The organism is Heliorestis convoluta, assembly GCF_009649955.1.
In the GTDB taxonomy this organism is placed as follows: domain Bacteria; phylum Bacillota; class Desulfitobacteriia; order Heliobacteriales; family Heliobacteriaceae; genus Heliorestis; species Heliorestis convoluta.
The window spans coordinates 2,396,934-2,415,514 of record NZ_CP045875.1; the positions used below are offsets into that span (position 1 = coordinate 2,396,934).

The 18,581-nt window shown below is 44.1% G+C and carries 8 protein-coding genes and 2 pseudogenes; 7 read left to right on the top strand and 3 right to left on the bottom strand.

Annotated features, from left to right (window positions below; all coding sequences use genetic code 11):
* Positions 1-82: 82 nt before the first annotated feature.
* The 3 genes and pseudogenes from gltB to FTV88_RS11505 all read left to right on the top strand — a co-directional run.
* Positions 83-3,559 (top strand): annotated as a pseudogene (gene gltB, locus FTV88_RS11495) (glutamate synthase large subunit); the annotation flags it as partial.
* Between the two features lie 95 nt (positions 3,560-3,654).
* Positions 3,655-4,986, top strand: a pseudogene (locus tag FTV88_RS11500) (GltB/FmdC/FwdC-like GXGXG domain-containing protein); the annotation flags it as partial.
* A 45-nt stretch (positions 4,987-5,031) separates the two neighbouring features.
* Complete coding sequence (locus FTV88_RS11505; RefSeq protein WP_153725749.1) at positions 5,032-6,516, top strand: glutamate synthase subunit beta; 1,485 nt, start codon at positions 5,032-5,034, stop codon at positions 6,514-6,516.
* A gap of 135 nt (positions 6,517-6,651) precedes the next feature.
* On the opposite strand, the gene FTV88_RS11510 is transcribed toward FTV88_RS11505, so the two are convergent.
* From FTV88_RS11510 to FTV88_RS11520, 3 genes are read right to left on the bottom strand one after another with little or no spacing between them, the layout of a single operon-like run.
* Positions 6,652-7,725, bottom strand: coding sequence for a protein-glutamate methylesterase/protein-glutamine glutaminase (locus FTV88_RS11510; RefSeq protein ID WP_153725750.1), 1,074 nt, complete (start codon positions 7,723-7,725; stop codon positions 6,652-6,654).
* Complete coding sequence (locus FTV88_RS11515; protein WP_153725751.1) at positions 7,722-8,534, bottom strand: CheR family methyltransferase; 813 nt, start codon at positions 8,532-8,534, stop codon at positions 7,722-7,724. Before FTV88_RS11515 ends, FTV88_RS11510 begins: the two co-directional genes overlap by 4 nt.
* 32 nt (positions 8,535-8,566) lie before the next feature.
* The gene (locus tag FTV88_RS11520) at positions 8,567-11,656 is read right to left on the bottom strand and encodes a methyl-accepting chemotaxis protein (RefSeq protein ID WP_153725752.1); all 3,090 of its coding nucleotides are present in this window, start codon (positions 11,654-11,656) and stop codon (positions 8,567-8,569) included.
* 328 nt (positions 11,657-11,984) lie between these two features.
* Here FTV88_RS11520 and cls point away from each other — a divergent pair, with 328 nt between their 5' ends.
* The 4 genes from cls (at position 11,985) to FTV88_RS11540 (ending at position 18,566) form a co-directional block, all read left to right on the top strand.
* A complete protein-coding gene (gene cls / locus FTV88_RS11525; RefSeq protein WP_153725753.1) occupies positions 11,985-13,430 on the top strand; it encodes a cardiolipin synthase in 1,446 nt (481 codons plus the stop codon).
* Between the two features lie 174 nt (positions 13,431-13,604).
* Positions 13,605-14,903 carry an exonuclease SbcCD subunit D gene (locus FTV88_RS11530; protein ID WP_153725754.1) on the top strand — a complete coding sequence of 433 codons (1,299 nt, stop codon included), beginning with the start codon at positions 13,605-13,607 and terminating at the stop codon, positions 14,901-14,903.
* Positions 14,900-17,599, top strand: coding sequence for an AAA family ATPase (locus tag FTV88_RS11535; RefSeq protein WP_153725755.1), 2,700 nt, complete (start codon positions 14,900-14,902; stop codon positions 17,597-17,599). The genes FTV88_RS11530 and FTV88_RS11535 overlap by 4 nt, the downstream gene beginning before the upstream one ends.
* Positions 17,550-18,566 (top strand): SbcC/MukB-like Walker B domain-containing protein, encoded by a 1,017-nt coding sequence (locus FTV88_RS11540; RefSeq protein WP_153725756.1) that lies wholly within the window; start codon positions 17,550-17,552, stop codon positions 18,564-18,566. The genes FTV88_RS11535 and FTV88_RS11540 overlap by 50 nt, the downstream gene beginning before the upstream one ends.
* The last annotated feature ends 15 nt before the right edge of the window (positions 18,567-18,581 follow it).

Here is an 18,581-nt window from a genome sequence, read left to right on the forward strand (position 1 = left end):
TACAAAAAGCCTTTACAAATATAACCTTAAAGAAGGATAATAAAAAGAAAGCATAAAAAATAGGGAGAGAGGTTGCAGTGTAATGAGACGAATGGGATATCCAAATAAGCAAGGTCTATATGACCCTCAATTTGAGCATGATGCCTGTGGCATCGGGGTGGTTGCTCATATTAAAGGAAAAAAATCACATAGCATTGTTCAACAAGCGCTCACTGTATTGCTCAATCTCGATCATCGAGGGGCTCGTGGCAGCGATGCCAACACAGGCGATGGTGCTGGAATTTTAATGCAGATCCCTCATGATTTTTTCCGTGAAGCTTGTAGTCAACTCGGTTTTCAATTGCCTGAGCCTGGTAAGTACGGTATCGGCATGCTCTTTCTATCGCCGGACCAGAAGGAACGTGAACAATGTCAGCAGGCTTTAGAACGTATTATCAAAGAAGAGGGGCAGCACTTGCTAGGTTGGCGTGCTGTGCCAACCGATAATAGCACCTTAGGGACTTGTGCCAAAGAGGTGCAACCTTACATTGCCCAGGTTTTTGTTGAATCTGCTAACCCTTGTATCGATCCGTTGACTTTTGAGCGCAAACTTTATGTGATTCGCAAGCGAGCAGAAAAGGAGATTCGCCGTGATGGCATGGCCGGTGGTGAATTTTTCTATGCAGCAAGCTTTTCTTCTCGAACGATTGTGTATAAAGGAATGTTGGCGCCAGAACAAGTGGATCGGTTTTACCTTGAACTACAAGATCCTTCTTTGGAGACTGCCATTGCCCTTGTCCATTCTCGTTTTAGCACCAATACCTTTCCCAGTTGGGAGAGAGCCCATCCTTACCACTACATCATTCACAACGGTGAAATTAACACCTTACGGGGCAATGTGAACTGGATGCATGCCCGCCAAGCACTCTGTCGCTCTGAACTATTCGGTGATGATATGGCAAAAATTTTGCCAGTCATTGACAACGACGGCAGTGATTCGGCCATGTTTGACAACTGCTTTGAACTGCTTGTTCTTGCGGGACGAGAATTGCCCCATGCGGCTATGATGATGATTCCAGAGCCTTGGGCCAATCATGAAAGCATGCCAGAAAAGATTCGCGCTTTTTATGAGTATCATAGTTGCCTTATGGAGCCTTGGGATGGCCCAGCAGCCATTGCATTCACCGATGGAAAAGTTATTGGAGCTTCTTTAGATCGCAACGGTTTGCGACCTGCTCGCTATTATGTAACCGACGATGATCTGATCGTACTTGCTTCTGAAGTAGGTGTCCTCGATATTGCTCCTGAAAAAATCGTTTGTAAAGAACGCTTACATCCCGGGCGAATGCTTGTTGTAGACACAGAGCAAGGGCGGATTATTACAGATGAGGAAATCAAGAATCAATATGCATCAGCCCAACCCTATGGCCAATGGCTTCAAGAGCACTTAATAGACTTGAAAGATTTACCGGAGGCGCCTTCTTTCTATGAAGAAAGGCATGTTGATAATCGTCAAACACCTTCTTGTCTCGATATTTTGACGCGTCAACAGGTATTTAATTATACCTACGAAGTTTTAACAAAGGTCTTAGAACCTATGGCGAAAAACGGCGTTGATCCCGTTGGTTCCATGGGCTATGATGGGCCGCTTGCTGTTTTGTCTGAAAAATCTTGCCTACTTTATGATTACTTTAAGCAACTTTTTGCTCAGGTTACCAATCCACCAATTGATGCCATTCGAGAAGAGTTGATTACTTCTACGATAACGACCATTGGTTCTGAGAAGAACTTGATTGACCCAGAGCCAGAAAGCTGCCGCCACATAAGCCTCCAAACGCCCATTTTAAGCAATGCAGAATTGGCCAAACTTCGCCATATCAATCGCAGCGGTTTTCATGCTTTGACTTTGCCAATTCTTTACCCTGCTGGTAGTGGTGGAAGGGGCTTAGAAGAAGCTCTAGAGTCATTGTTTCAAGCAGCCGATCGAGCAATTGATGAAGGAACCAACTTACTTATTCTTTCCGATCGCGCTATCAATGAGCAAATGTCACCCATACCTGCTTTGCTGGCCGTAAGCGGATTGCACCATCATTTAATTCGTCAGGGAACGCGCACTCGTGTTGGCTTACTTGTAGAATCAGGAGAGCCTCGAGAAGTACACCATTTCTCTGTGCTTATCGGCTACGGAGCCAGTGCCATTAATCCTTATCTGGCTTTTGAAACGATCGAAGACATGGTAAGGCAGGGCCTATTAACGGGTGTGACATCAGAACAAGCGGTGAAGAACTACATCAAAGCAGCCACCAAAGGCGTTGTAAAAGTCTTGTCTAAGATGGGCATATCTACCATTCAGAGTTACCGTGGTGCTCAGATTTTTGAAGCATTGGGCATTCACAGTACCGTCATTGATAAGTACTTTACGTGGACGGCTTCTCGCATTGGCGGTATTAGACTCAACGAGATTGCCCAAGAAGTAGAGATGCGACATCAAAGTGCATTTGTCAGTGTAAAAGGCTGTGAACGCAGCCTTGACTCCGGCTCTGATCTACAGTGGCGCCATGATGGAGAAGAACACCTTTTTAATCCAGAAACGATTCAAATGCTGCAACAGTCCTGTCGCAACGGTGATTATCAACTTTTCAAAAAATACTCTCAATACCTAGACGAGGAAACAACAAGGCGAAGTAAATTGCGTGGTTTTTTTCAGTTCAAAAAAGGTTCCTCTATTTCCATCGACGAGGTAGAGTCTGTCGAGTCGATTTGTCGCCGCTTTAAGACCGGTGCTATGTCCTACGGCTCGATCAGCAAAGAAGCGCACGAAGCCATGGCAATTGCAATGAATCGCATTGGGGGAAAAAGCAATACCGGTGAAGGTGGGGAAGAAGCAGATCGCTTTACAGCCGATGCCAATGGAGACAGCCGACGCAGTGCCATAAAGCAAGTAGCTTCGGGTCGCTTTGGTGTAACCATTCATTATCTGGCCAATGCCGATGAAATTCAGATCAAAATGGCCCAAGGCGCAAAACCGGGTGAAGGTGGCCAGTTGCCTGGTGGCAAAGTCTATCCCTGGGTAGCCAATTGCCGAAATTCTACACCAGGCGTAGGTCTCATATCTCCACCACCCCATCATGATATCTACTCTATCGAAGATTTGGCCGAGTTGATTCACGATCTAAAAAATGCCAATCCGAAAGCGCGAATTAACGTAAAGCTTGTTTCTGAAGTGGGTGTTGGTACCATTGCCGCCGGTGTGGCCAAAGGTCGAGCTGACGTTGTTCTGATTAGCGGCTATGACGGAGGTACCGGTGCCTCGCCACGAACCAGTATTAAGCATGCGGGACTCCCTTGGGAATTGGGGCTGGCTGAGACACACCAGACGCTGGTGCTGAATGATCTACGCAATCGGATTGTTGTTGAAACCGATGGCAAGCTGATGACAGGACGCGATTTGGCCATTGCAGCATTGCTAGGTGCCGAAGAGTATGCTTTCGGTACAGCCGCTCTCGTCGTCTTAGGTTGTGTCATGATGCGCGTTTGTCAGCTTGACACATGCCCCGTCGGTGTGGCGACACAAAATCCCGAACTACGCAAAAACTTTCAGGGGTAACCAGAACTAGTCGTACGGTTTAACTAACGTTATACGGTACCTTAGTTTTTTAACGTTTCAGAGACGCACTCCGCAATCGGATTGTTGTTGAAACCGATGGCAAGCTGATGACAGGACGCGATTTGGCCATTGCAGCATTGCTAGGTGCCGAAGAGTATGCTTTCGGTACAGCCGCTCTCGTCGTCTTAGGTTGTGTCATGATGCGCGTTTGTCAGCTTGACACATGCCCCGTCGGTGTGGCGACACAAAATCCCGAACTACGCAAAAACTTTCAGGGGAAACCAGAACATCTGGTTAACTATATGCATTTTATTGCCCAAGAAATGCGCGAAATCATGGCAGAATTGGGTTTTCGCAGTGTCAATGAAATGATTGGCCGTACTGATAAACTGGAAGTAGGCGAAGCAATGACTCGCTGGAAAGCGACGGCCCTTGATTTGACGCCCTTACTGTATCAGCCTACTCTTTCTGAAAATGTAGGCTCTTATTGTCAGGTAGAACAAGATCACGCTCTTGATCAAGCCCTTGATCGTCAACAGTTGATGGATCTTTGCCGCCCTGCTTTGGAAAAAGGAGAAAAAGTGGAAGCTCGCTTGCCGATTTGCAATATCAACCGTGTTGTCGGTACCATGGTCGGGCATCAAGTAACAGAGCGCTATGGCGTCAATGGACTGCCTGAAGATACTATTTCATTAGAATTTACTGGCTCGGCCGGTCAAAGTTTTGGCGCTTTTGTACCACCTGGTATGACGCTGGAACTGGAAGGAGATGCCAACGACTATGTAGGCAAGGGGCTATCAGGCGGAAAGATTATCGTCTATCCACCTCGCGAAGCTTCATTTGTAGCGGAAGATAACATAATTATTGGCAACGTCGCTTTTTACGGTGCCACAGCCGGAGAAGCTTACATCCGTGGTATCGCAGGAGAACGGTTCTGTGTACGCAACAGCGGTGTAAAAGCGGTTGTAGAAGGTCTGGGCGATCACGGTTGTGAGTATATGACCGGAGGCCGTGTTGTCGTGCTGGGAGAGACTGGCCGGAACTTTGCAGCTGGCATGTCTGGCGGAATTGCCTATGTGCTTGATCAAAGCGGTGAATTTGCTAGACATTGTAATCAAGACATGGTTTTGTTAGAAGATCTTGTTGATAAGCAAGAAATTACAGAAGTTCGGAATATGATCGAGAATCATGCAGTCTATACGGATAGCTCTGTAGCGAAGAGAATCCTTCAAAATTGGAATGCGATGCTACCTTCCTTTGTACGCGTCATTCCGAAAGATTACAAGCGAATGCTCGAAGCCATCGAGCGAGCCTGTCAGGCTGGTTATTGCGGCGACGAAGCGATTATGGCTGCCTTTGAAGAAAACAAGGGCGACTTGTCCCGTATCGGCGGCAATTAATAACCTGCTGTATGCTGTAATTTAGAAAGTTTGGAGGAATAGCTGATGGGAAAACCAACCGGTTTTATGGACTACCGACGAGAATTGCCGTCCGATCGGTCTCCGCAAGAGCGCATTCAAGACTGGCGGGAGTTTCATCTGTCACTTTCAGAAGAAGAGCTGAAAAGACAGGGCGCTCGTTGTATGGCCTGCGGTACCCCTTACTGTCATACAGGGATCATGATCAATGGTAGTGCTTCAGGTTGTCCGATTCATAACTTAATTCCTGAATGGAACGATCTGGTCTATCGTGGTTTATGGAAAGAAGCATTGCAACGATTGCTACGTACCAATAACTTTCCCGAATTTACAGGTCGAGTTTGCCCCGCTTTATGTGAAGGCGCTTGTACAGCTGGCCTGGTAGAAGAAGCCGTTACAATTAAGAATATTGAATGTTCCATTATAGATAGAGCTTTTGACGCAGGTTGGGTTGTTCCTCAACCACCTCAACAGCGCAGCGGCAAAAGAGTAGCCGTCGTTGGCTCCGGTCCTGCCGGACTAGCCTGTGCTGATCAATTAAACAAAGCAGGCCACAGCGTAACAGTCTTTGAGCGGTCTGATCGTGTTGGTGGATTGCTCACCTATGGCATTCCCAATATGAAGCTTGACAAAAAAGTGGTGCAACGCCGTGCCGATCTTATGAAGGCAGAAGGTATCGTCTTTGTTACGAATACAGAAGTAGGAAGAGATATAGAAGCGAAAAAGCTTCAGGAAGACTTTGATGCGATTGTCCTTTGTGGTGGTGCAACGGAACCTCGAGATTTACCTGTTGAAGGGCGACAACTACAAGGAATTTATTCGGCTGTGGAATTTCTCACAGCCGATACTCGCAGCCTCCTCGATTCGAATCATAGCGATGGTCGCTTTATTTCAGCGGCAGAGAAAGATGTTATCGTCATCGGAGGCGGCGATACAGGCACTGATTGTGTGGCAACTTCACTGCGCCATCGCTGTCGCAGCGTTTTACAATTCGAAATCATGCCAGAATTGCCTTCCGCTAGAAAGGAGAGCAATCCTTGGCCGGAGTTTCCCCGCATCTTAAAAGTTGACTATGGCCAAGAAGAAGCAGCGGCTCTCTACGGTGCCGATCCAAGGCAATACTGTATAATGACCAAAAAATTTGAAGGTGACGAACAAGGTCGAGTAAAAGCGGTTCACACCGTACAAGTAGAGTGGGTCCAAGGAGAGACGGGGCGATGTATGCCACAGGAAATTGCAGGGACAGAAAAAGTATGGTCAACAGAGCTTGTTCTATTGGCAATGGGCTTTACGGGACCTGAGAAGCTCTTGCTCGATCAACTTGGCATAGAGCGAGACGAACGTTCCAATGCAAAAGCACCTTATGGTACCTATAATACCAATGTAGAAGGTATTTTCGCAGCCGGTGATATGCGACGTGGTCAAAGTCTCGTCGTCTGGGCCATTCATGAAGGCAGAGAAGCAGCGCGGGAATGTGATCGCTATCTGATGGGAGAAACGTATCTTCCTTAAACGAAAATAGTTCAGTAAAAAAGACCTGCAGAAGAGAAACTCTTTTGCAGGTCTTTTACATATGAAAGTCTATGAAACGTCATTCCTTTCTTTGCATCAAGCAAAATAAACTTTGCCTGCTCCAAAGAAAGCATCTTAAATAAAGCGCAAAACTTGTTGATAAATATGGGGTAGCGGTACTTTAATATCAGCATAACCTGCTTCATGAACTGCTTTTGGCATACCATAGACGATACAAGATTCTTCTGCTTCCACAATGACAGTGCCTTGATAGTGCTTTACTTTTTTGCAACCTTCCATGCCATCGTTCCCCATGCCTGTTAAGATAACCGTTAATAAGTTTTCACGATAAATGGGAGCCGCCGAAAACAATGTAATGTTAATGGAAGGCTTATACAGATGAGACTCTGACTCTGTTGTGTAAACATGAAAATATACAGAGCCATCTTGGTCTTGCTGTAGCCGGGTCTGAAAGCCAGCAGGACCAATATAGATGCGCCCGGGTAGTAAGTACTCACCTTTTTCCGCTTCTTTTACAGGAAGCTGACAAAAATTATTAAATCGCTCAGCCAGTGCTTTGGTAAACCCTTCTGGCATGTGTTGCAAGACTACGATAGGAATGGCTGTATCTTTGGAAAAGCGAGGAAGAATCGATTGCAGGGCTGAGGGCCCACCGGTGGAAGAGCCAATAATAAGGAGTTTGCAGGCGCCGTTGACGAATGGTTTTTCTCGAACCGTTACAACTTTTTTCTGCTCTACAAAGGACTCTTCTTGCGCTTGCAAGGCAAGCTTTTCTTTTTTGATACTAGCTTCTTTGGCCAGGGACTTAATGCGATGGAGAAAGTCTGCAATAACAGCAGGATTGGCACAATCACTGACCAAGTGGCTTTTCAGAATGACGTCCACAGCACCGAGCTCTAAAGCTTTGATCGTGCTCTGGGCTCCTTCTTCCGTATGATTGCTTAGCATAACAACTGGCACGGGGCACTTTTTCATAATCACTTCAAGGGCTTCTAAGCCGTTCATTTCAGGCATTTCTAGGTCCATGGTTACCAGATCAGGCTGTAATCGTTCAATTTTTTCAATAGCGTCTCTGCCGTTTCTAGCGATGGCAATTACGAACAAGGCGGGATCTTTTTCTATGATCAAGCTAATGCATCGACGCATAAAAGAAGAGTTGTCAACGACCAGAAGGCCATATTTTTTCACGGGCACTCTCCTTTTCTACGGTAGTAAAAGACAGAGGATTGATAGATTGTCTCAAAAGCTCTGCTTGTACCCGTGATGGTTTCAGCGTGTCCAAGAAAAAGATAGCCCCCTGGCTTCATAATGTCTGCAAAAGAATTGACAATTTTTTGAATCGCTTTTCCATCAAAGTAGATTAATACATTTCTGCAAAAGAGAATATCTATCTTTTCCATCTTTCCAACAAGATAGGGGTCGAAAAGGTTGAGTCTTCTAAACTCAATCATTTCTTTTACTTCGTTAATAATTTGATACTCTTCTTCTTGTGGGAGAAAATATTTACGAAGCATTGTGTCTGGCATCTTACGAAAAGATAGAGATTTCTTGTGGTAAAGACCACTTTTTGCTTTTTGAAGAATTTTTGGATTAATATCAGAGGCAATAATTTGAACGGCACCCGGTGGGAAAAGAGCTTTTTCTTTAATAAGCATGGCCAAGGTATAGGGCTCTTCTCCGCTAGAACAAGCAGCGCTCCAGATCCGAAGGGGTTGATGAACACTTCGATTTTGATACTGAAGTAATAGCTTCTGAAATTCTTCTAAGACTTTATCTTCTCGAAAAAAGTAGGTCTCATTGACTGTAATGAGCTCAATAAGTTTATCCCATTCTGTATCTTTGGTTTTTAAATAGGTTGCGTATTCGCTGCTAGTTAGACCTAGTTCTCGAAGTCGACTAGCAATCTTAGAAGAGAGTGTGGCTTCTTGCTTCCTGTAATCGATGCCGCAGTGTTCATAGATCATTTTCGATAAATGTGCCAGCCCTATTTGATCCATAAACGACACCTACCTACCCTTATAGTAATGAATTAGTTTTCATTTCCTTCTAATGCATGTAAAGCTTCTTTGATTTCTTTCGTATAGTGGATAAATTCTTTGCTGGCTAGAATGCTCTGTTCTAATACTTTGCTGTTTTTTGCAGCCATTTTTAACTCTGCAAGCAATGTGCCTACTTGATCTATCTCAGCCCCTTGGCTATCTATGGTGTTATGAACATCTTCAACTTGTTCTGACAAACCTGCAAGGTGACGCGTTAAATCTTCTATCTTCATCGCTTGTTCTTTCATGGCTGCTGTAATCTGGCGGACTTGATCCTTCGTGTTTGCCACGGCTTTCGCATTCGTAGTGACTACGTTGGCTTGCTCTTCTGTTGCAGCAGCAATTTCGGCAGCTTGGTTCGTTACTTTTTCGGCGGCGCCTGTAATATTGCGGCCTTCTTTGGCTTGTTCTTTAACAGCAGTTGTGATTTGACGAACTTGTTCGCGAGCATTGTTAATCCCTGCTACGATTTCAGCAGCGCTAGCTGTCTGCTCTTGAATGGCTTGGCGAACTTGTCTTACTTGATTGGTAACAGAAGAGACAGCATCAACGATATGCTTGCCTTGTTGTGCTTGCTCTTTGACGGCCACCGTAATTTGTCGGACTTGCTCTCTGGCACTGACGACGCCTACTATGATATCTTCAACGCCTTTGGCTTGTTCTAGTGTAACCTGGCTCGTTTGTTCTGTCTGGTTTTTCACATTTTCCATGGAAAGGGCAATGTTTTTGCCTGCCTTGGCTTGTTCTTGCATGGCTACGGTAATTTGTCGCACTTGTTCGCGAGCATTGCCGACACCCTTGATCACTTCTTCGGCACCAGCAGCTTGTTCTTTAATAGCAAGGGTGACCTGGGTGGTCTGGTTGCGCATCATCTCTACGGAGTGAACAATGTTTTTACCTTGGAGAGATTGCTCTTGCATAGCTACATTAATTTGTCGTACTTGTTCCCGAGCACTGCCTACACCTTTAATGACTTCTTCAGCCCCGATAGCTTGCTCTTTAACAGCCGCTGATACTTGAGCAACTTGGCGAGCTACATTTTCAACGGCACCTACAATGGTCTGTCCTTGACTCGCTTGCTCTTTTGTCGCCACTGTAATTTGACGTACTTGTTCCCGAGCGTTGCCCACACCTTTAACAATGCTTTCTACGCCAACTGCTTGCTCTCTCGTAGCATCTGTCACCATCGTAGCTTGATCGTTTACGGCTTTGACAGCGTCAATAATGCGAGTGCTATCTTTTCGCTGATTTTCTGTGGCAGAAGTGACTTGACGAATTTCTGTACTTACCTTTTCAATACCATCTACAATTTTCTCAATGGCTTTCCCTGCCTGATCACTTAGGCGTGAGCCTTGCTCTACTTTTTCTGTACCGACTTCAATGGCTTTAATGGCGCTCGATGTTTCGCCTTGAATGCCTTTAATTAGTTGAGAAATTTCTTTTGTTGCTGTCGCTGTTCTTTCAGCAAGCTTTCGTACTTCGTCAGCGACTACAGCAAAGCCTTTGCCATGTTCACCGGCTCTAGCTGCTTCGATAGCAGCGTTTAAGGCTAAGAGGTTCGTTTGTGCTGCAATATCGTCAATTACCTCTATGATACTGCCAATCTTTTCAGAACTTTTTCCCAAGCCGTTCATAACGGTTTCAGCGCCGTGAATGACTTCAGAAATCTCTTGGATGGCCGATAAAGTGTTTCCTACAGCTTTTTGGCCATCTACAGCATCTGACTGTACTTTATTGCTTAATTGACTGATATTTTGAGCATTATCGGCTACAAGATTGATTGATGTTGCCATTTCTTCTACAATATTCGATGTGTCTTTGGCAGAACGTTGCAATTGCTCTGCATTACCAGCAACGCTTTGAATCGATTTCCCCATTTCTTCGATAGATGCGGAAATTTCCTCAACAGATTTTGCTGTGCTTTCACTGTTGCCAGCAACTTGCTGGATCGATACGACCATTTCTTGTACTGCTGCGGCCACTTCTTCGGAAGAGCCTTTCAAGCTTTCTGAATTGTTGGCTACACTTTTGATAGAAGAACCCATTTGTTCAATCGAAGAAGAAATTTGTTCGACGGAGCTCGCTGTGCTTTCCGCATTGCCAGCCACTTGTTGAATCGAGGCAACCATTTCTTGAATCGCTGCTGCCGATTCTTGCACAGAACTATTTAGGCTTTCGGCATTGCCAGCGACGCCTTTGATCGACATACCCATTTGTTCAATGGAAGAAGAGATCTGCTCTACCGAACTCGCGGTGCTTTCTGCGTTACCCGCCACTTGTTGAATGGAAGCGACAACTTCTTGGACAGCCGCTGTAACTTCTTCTGTAGAAGCCGTAAGGTTCTCGGTGTTGGCAGCAACACCTTTAATGGATTGTCCCATTTCTTCAATGGCTGCGGAGATTTCTTCGATAGATCGAGCGGTGCTTTCACTATTGCCAGCAACTTGCCCAATGGAGGCAACCAGTTCCTGGATAGCAGCGGTCGCTTCTTCGGCCGAGTGTGCCAAACTATCGGCATTGCTCGTTAAAGATTTTAAGGAAACGCCCATTTCTTCAATGGCTGCAGAAATTTCTTCGACAGAGCGAGCTGTACTTTCACTATTGCCAGCAACTTGTCCAATGGAAGCAACCACTTCTTGAATGGCGGCGCTTGTTTCTTCGGCCAAAGCGGTGAGGTTTTCTGCGTTGGTCGTAACGCCTTTAATGGAATGACTTGTTTCTTCGAAGGAGGCGGCAATTTCTTCTACAGAACGGGCAGCACTGTCACTATTTCCTGCAACACCTTGAATGGCAGATACAATGGAACGTAAAGAAGCCTCACTTTCTTCTACTTGCTTGGCTAGCTTATCGGTGCTTTTAGCAACTGTCTTAATAGACCTTGAAAGATCTTTTGCAAGTTGGTTCGTAGAATCAACGAGAGAAAGGGGATCATCACTGCGACTTATTATTTGTTCTGCTGTTGCCGAGAGGTTACCCAGCTTATCCTCTAATTTGTTTGCTGTGGAATGAGCTATGTAAACTTTATGGGCCAGTCCCGATGTTGCCATAAATCGCAAGGCCATCTTTTTTGAAAAACTCATAAGGAAACCTCCTTGTGGTTAGTTGTAATAATCACTTATGTGGGCACCTTCTGAACGATTTAATAATAGACTTGCGCTTGTACACATTATAAATTAAAATTATACCTTTAGCAATCGTTCGGCTTTTTAACCAGTCCCGTAAAGAAGAAAAAGAACCTTTTAATTATTTACTAGAGAGAACTTTACTGGATTCGGTTACAATAAATAGAAGAAGGTAGCGCCTTGGAAATCCTTTAGATAGTTCGAAGAATATCGATTTTTTTTGCGAACTTTACTCCTGTCGGTTACAATGATGTTGATTCTGTAATATAGCCGAGGTGTTCGCCTGTTGACAACACTGGAAGAGCTTAATACTTTTTTATACCCCTTAAACATTATTTCGGCCATAGTTGTTATTTTTCTAGAGAGAAGAAACGTAGCAGCTACCTGGGCCTGGTTAATGGTACTTCTCTTTCTTCCTGGGATTGGTTTTTTGCTTTACTTGGTCCTGGGACAAAGTTTGAGAAGACGAAGAATTTTCAAGATCAAAGAAGAAGAAATCAAAGCCATTGAAAAGCGAGTAGATAAACAAAAAAGCTTGTTGCTTCAAGGGGAGATGGCCTACAAGGATCCGGAAACGCTTTGCTATCAAGATATGATTTTTATGAATCTTAATAGCAACTATGCCATTTATACGCAAGACAATTCTGTAGAGATTTATACAGAGGGACAAAGCAAGTTTCATTCGTTGTTACAATCGATAGAAAAGGCAAAGGATCATATTCATTTGCTTTACTATATTGTACGAAATGATTCTATTGGCAAAAAAATTTTAGAAGCTTTAATCAGAAAAGCAAAAGAGGGAGTACAGGTACGCGTTCTTTATGATCATGTGGGATCTTCTGGATTGCATAAAACTTTTATCAATCAATTGATTGAAGCAGGCGGTGAAGTGAGGGCTTTTTTCCCTTCACGCATTCCCTATGTAAACATACGACTGAATTATCGCAATCATCGCAAGCTTGTCATCATCGATGGAGTTCATGGCTTTGTAGGTGGCTTTAACATTGGCGATGAATATCTAGGACTTGACAAGCACTTGGGTTACTGGCGAGATAGTCACTTGAAAGTAACGGGCAGTGCTGTTCATATGATGCAAGCTCGCTTTATCTTAGACTGGAATCTTTCCTCACCTTCTCGCATTGAATTCAGTCCCGCCTACTTTCCCAAGCCTGAAAAAGCAGGCTCGATTGGTATGCAGATTGTTTCTAGTGGACCTACTTCAGAATGGCAGCATATTAAGAATGGCTATCTGAAAATGATTCATTCCGCCAAAGAGAGTATTTATATTCAGACGCCGTATTTTATTCCCGATGATAGCTTGCTAGCAGCGCTAAAAATTGCAGCTTTGTCCGGTGTTGATGTGCGTATTATGTTACCGAGTAAGTCTGATCATATGCTGATCTACTGGGCTTCCCACTCTTACCTAGGAGAACTGTTAGCAAGCGGTGTGAAGTGTTATCTTTACGAGAAAGGCTTTCTTCACGCTAAAGTCATGACCATTGATGGCAAAGTAAGCTCCATCGGTTCGGCCAATATTGATATTCGCAGTTTTAAGCTTAACTTTGAAATCAATGCTTTTATCTATGATTCAGCAACGACGAAGCAGCTAAATGAAATCTTCTTTCAAGATGCCAGAAACTGTGGAGAAGTTACTTTAGATGAATATGACAATCAGCCTTTTACCATTCGTATGAAAGAGTCATTGGCGAGACTTTTATCACCTATTTTGTAGCAAATTTCTTTCATAAGGAAGAAGTCAGGCAAGACTTGCACTGTATCTATGATTGCAAGTCTTTTTTCTTGCCTTAAAAAGGCTATGTGCAGGATCTTGCAATTCCTCTTCGCGAAGAAGGGCCCTGGTTATATAATAAAAAGAAGAATAGATAGCAAGGAAGGAGTGCTTTTTTTGCGCCTGCTTCATACATCAGACTGGCATTTTGGAAAAACTTTAGAAGGACAAAGCCGTTATATAGAACAAGTGACGTTTGTTGATGAGATTTGCGAGATTTGCGATCGTGAAAACGTCGACGTGATTCTTTTAGCTGGCGACGTCTTTCAACATGCCAACCCCAGTGCTTCCTCGGAAGAACTTTTTTTTAATGCCCTTGGGCGTTTGACTCGACAGGGTACTCGAGGGCTGGTCGTGATTGCTGGCAATCATGACAATCCAGAACGGCTTTGTGCCCCCAGTCCTTTGGCCGATGAATGGGCCATTACTTTACTTGGTTTGCCGAAAAAGGTAATCCATCCCTATACAAACGCTCAGCCCCAGCAAGTCCAACGTGTTCAGGCGGGCGCTTCCTGGGTAGAGCTAGCTGTGCCTGGTTGCGATCATAATATTGTGATCGCGGCTTTGCCTTATCCGTCAGAAGGGCGCTTGCGTGAATTATTGGCTCAAAGCATGGAAGAAGACGATTTGCGGAAAGGATACAATGAGCGGCTAGAACAAATATTTCAAGAACTAGGAAGTCATTTTCGTGATGATACGGTCAATGTGGTGATGAGTCACCTCTATGTTCGCGGTGGAGCCGCTTCCGATTCAGAAAGCAATATACAAATTGGTGGTGCCTTTGCTGTTGATCCAACGGTTTTTCCAGAAAAAGCACAATACATTGCTTTAGGCCATCTCCATCGCCCTCAAAACATAAGAGGTGCTTCTATGCCCATTCGCTATGCAGGCTCTCCCTTAGCCTACAGTTTTTCTGAAGCTGGACAAGCCAAGTCCGTAACGATTGTCGATCTACTGCCTGGGCAAGAAGCGCAGTTTTTTGAAATTCCTTTGTCCTCGGGGAAGCCCCTGGTGAAGTGGGTTCTACGAGGTGGTGAGGAAGAGTTGAACGAGCGCGTTGAATCGGGAGAAGACAGCGAAGCTTGGATTGATCTAGAGTTATATGTAAAAAGACAGCCTACATTAGATGATATCCAAAGGATAAAAGCTCTACATAAAGGTTTTGTTAACATTCGAGTTGTTGTAGGCCAAGAAGAAGAAAAAGCTTCAGTAAAAGAAAAGCTAGAACAACTTTCGATGGAACAGCGCTTTGTTCGTTTCTATCAGCAGCAGACCGGGGAAGAAGCGCCAGAAGAAGAATTGGTAGAGCTTTTTTTGGAGCTTTTGCAACAAAGCGAGACTAGCGAAGAGAGCACCCCTGAGCCAGAAGAAGTATTGAAAGAGCAGAAAGCAGGAGAGCAGGTGATTGCGCTATGAAGCCAGTAAAGCTGACCCTTTCTGGACTAAACAGTTTTCGTCAGAAGCAAGAGATTGATTTTGGCGTGCTTACCGAAGCCGGCGTCTTTGGTATTTTTGGCAAGACGGGCAGTGGTAAGTCGACCCTTCTTGATGCCATCACCTTAGCACTCTACGGAGAAGTTCTGCGAGCAAAAGGAGGCACGCAGGGCATTGTTAATCATGGAGAAAAAAGTGTAGATGTTGCTTTTACTTTCGAGTTAGGTCTAGCTCAGGAGCGGCAGCGTTATCGTGTGGAGCGTAGATATGTCAGAGTGGATGAGAACGCAGTTAGAAACAGCGTCAGTCGATTGGTACTAATGGCTCCTACGAAAGAGGAAGAAGTTATCAAAGAAGGAAGTCGTGAAGTAACAAGAGCGATTGCTCATCTTTTAGGTATGACTTGTGATGACTTTACGCGAGCGGTGGTCCTTCCCCAAGGAAGGTTTGCCCAATTCTTAAATCTTGGCGGTAGAGAACGTCGTGAAATGTTACAGCGACTTTTTAAGCTTGAGCAGTTTGGAAGAATATTAGGAGAAAAGACAAACAAACGTTACCAAAGCGTCTATGAGGAAAAAGGCAAAGTAGAAAGTGAGCTCAAAGGCATAGGCGATGCTTCGGAAGAAGCCCTTCAACAAGTGATAGAAGCCTTAACAAAAGCAACAGAAGAAGAAAAAAAGTCAAAAGAAGCTCTACAACAAGTGCAAAAGAAATGGCAAGAATTTCAAAAGAGATATGAACTTCAAGAAAAGATAGCGGTCGTAGAAAAAAAATATGACGATCATCAAAAGCAGATTGATCTTTTAGAGAAAATAAAAGAGGCCGTTCATAAAGCAGAGCGAGCCTCTAAAGTCTATCCATTTTTGCAACGACAGGAAGAAGTCCACCAGTATGAACAAAGTCTTCTCAACGAAAAAAGCGTAATAGAAAAAGAAGTGCAAAATCTCTGGAAGAGAGTACTGGAAGCGCAAAAGACCTGGGAAGAAGCCAAAAAGCGAAGAGAAGAAGAAGAAGCACCCTTAATTAGAGAAAAAGCGCAACTAGAAGAGGCGCTAAAAATAGAAAAACGACTAGCCCTGCAGTTAGCTGAGATAGAAAGCCTTCTTGAAGAACTGTCGGTGTATCAGCAAGAAGTCGAAAAAGCGAGCTTGCTTAAAAAGCATTGGCGGGAACAAAGAACGATTAACCAAATTGATTTAAGCAAGGCAGAAGAGCAGTTGGTACTAAATAGAGTAGAAAGTAGTGCTCGTAACGCAGTTATAGAAAGCTGTCGTCGCTGGGATAATCTTGAGCAAAAAAGAAAAATCATAGCAAAGGCTGAGACCGAAGTAAAAGGAAGAGAAAAGAAACTTGAAGAGAGCCGTGGTCACTGGACGCAAAAAGGTATACTCGCTGATAACTTGCACAAAGAGTGGGAGAAGCGTAAAGCGCAAGAAGAAAAACTGGCAGATCCACCAATACAAGAAAGAATTATAACAGATTTTGAAATTCGTCTTGGAGAAATGGCTCTACTGCACAAAAGCTTACAAGAGCAAGAAAATGCTTGGAAGCAATTAAATGAAGAGCAAAAGAAAAATCAAGAAACAGTAGGAACCCTTGGCCAAGAAAAAGGAAAAGAAGAAGCAAAGCTGCAAAAAGCAACAGCAGCCTTGGTGGCACTACAAGAAAAGCTAGAACAGCTTCTCCGGCAAGATAAAATCGCGATGGCGATTCAACTTGCCCAAGATTTACAGCCTGGTCAACCCTGCTTGGTCTGCGGTTCTCTTGATCATCGTCAACACAGTAGACCAACAGAGCAAGATAGTTCTACCAAAGAAGAAAAAGAGCTGCTGGAAAGAAAAATTGCGGAGACAGAAAAAGCACAAGAGAAGATCAAAAAAAATCTCGAGCAGATAGAACGTTCCATAGATCGAGCAGAGACGATTAAAGATTTTTCTAAAGAAAAAGAAGGTATCCTTCGTGAAGAATTGCGCCATCTGCGACGTTTATGCAATCAAAAATGGCCAGGAAAAAAGCCTCTAGAGCTTTCCCTTGAAGAAAATAGTCCTTCTGCCTTGCTAATGGAAAAGCGTATAGAAGGGGCCCGTCAAGCTTTATCTAACAAAAAAGTACAATTGCAACAATGGAAAGAAGAAAGAGAAAAGAGCCAGAAGCGACTACAGCACTGTTACGAGCAACGGGCCAAAGCCCAAGCGGATTATGAAACAGGAGAGGAACTTGTAAGAACTGCTGAGATAGAATTGGACAAAGCGAGGGAAAAAAATTTAGAAGCCTTACAAGAAGGAGAAAAGGCCGAAGAATGGTTTCGTCATAGCCTTCTATCCCTATCGTTGCCACAAGAGATGACTCTTGATGAAGCCCAGGAAAAAATCAAAAAAATGGTAGCAGAAATAGAAGAAAAGGATAGACTTTATGCAGCCACAGAAAAAGCGATTGCTACACTCCATGAAGCAATCGCTCAATCAATCGAAAAATATGAAGAATATCGTCAAGAAGAAATAAAAGCGCATCAGGAAGTAATCCAAAGAGAAGCTCTACTTAAAGAGAAAAAAGAGCAAAGAGAAAGTCAAGAAAAGCAACTTCATCAAATAACAGAGGGTGTTTCTGCAACAGAATTACTCAGAAAAAATGAAAAAAAAGCTGGCTACGATTCGTGTAGAAGAAAAGCAATCTTATGATACTTATCAAGAAGGGGAAAAAGATCATCGTCAGAGCAAAGAAAAGCTGACGAAAATAGAAAGTGCTTGGGAAAGGGCGCAACAAGAGCTTGATCAAGGGACGCAGAAGGCAATCGATGAAATGGAAAAAGAAGGGTTTTTGAGGCGAGACGATCTCTTGAATGCATTGCTAGACGAAAAGGAGTTGGAAAAGAAGAAAGAGTGGATTGAAGCGTACTTAGATCAAAGCAAAGAGATGCAACGAGAGATAAAAGCTTTAAAAAATCAACTGGAGAATCGGAAAAAGATTACGAGAGAAGAAGTGAACCATCAAGAGCAGTTGTTTCAAGAAGGACAAAAAAAGTTTGAAGAAGCTACGAGAAAGAGAGGCGCCGTTGAACAAGCTCACCAAGAAATACAAAGGAAACATCAACGCTGGAAAGAGCTTTCTCATCGTCATAAAAATTTGATGCAAGAAAACCGTCTGCTAGAAAGGCTCAAACTACTGCTTCGAGGAGATCGTTTCGTAGAATTTTTAGCCCAAGAGCAGATTGAATTTGTAGCGCAGCAAGCTTCAGAGCAACTGAAGATGATGACGCAGAACCGTTATGCCTTAGAGATTTCTTCCGACGGTGGTTTTGTGATTCGAGATGATGCCAATGGCAGCGTCAGGCGTCCTGTCGCTTCTTTGTCGGGAGGAGAAACTTTTCAAGCATCCCTTGCTTTGGCCCTCGCTTTATCAGCACAGATCCAATTGCAAGGTCGATATCCCCTCGAGTTTTTCTTTCTCGATGAAGGCTTTGGCTCTCTGGATGCAGAGTCTCTCGATGTGGTTATTGCAACGTTAGAAAGATTGCAACTGGGCAACCGCTCTATCGGGGTGATCAGTCATGTCCAGGAATTACAACAGCGCCTTCATCGACGGTTGATCGTCTCACAAAAAGATGGGATCCTTGGAGGCAGTCAAGTTCGCGTAGAAATTGGCTAAAAAAGTAGGTGATAC

Excerpts from the sequence above, each read along its gene's own strand:
- FTV88_RS11505 (WP_153725749.1), top strand. The coding sequence starts at position 5,032 with ATGGGAAAACCAACCGGTTTTATGGACTACCGACGAGAATTGCCGTCC.
- FTV88_RS11515 (WP_153725751.1), bottom strand. The coding sequence starts at position 8,534 with ATGGATCAAATAGGGCTGGCACATTTATCGAAAATGATCTATGAACAC.
- FTV88_RS11520 (WP_153725752.1), bottom strand. The coding sequence starts at position 11,656 with ATGAGTTTTTCAAAAAAGATGGCCTTGCGATTTATGGCAACATCGGGA.
- FTV88_RS11535 (WP_153725755.1), top strand. The coding sequence starts at position 14,900 with ATGAAGCCAGTAAAGCTGACCCTTTCTGGACTAAACAGTTTTCGTCAG.
- FTV88_RS11540 (WP_153725756.1), top strand. The coding sequence starts at position 17,550 with ATGAAAAAAAAGCTGGCTACGATTCGTGTAGAAGAAAAGCAATCTTAT.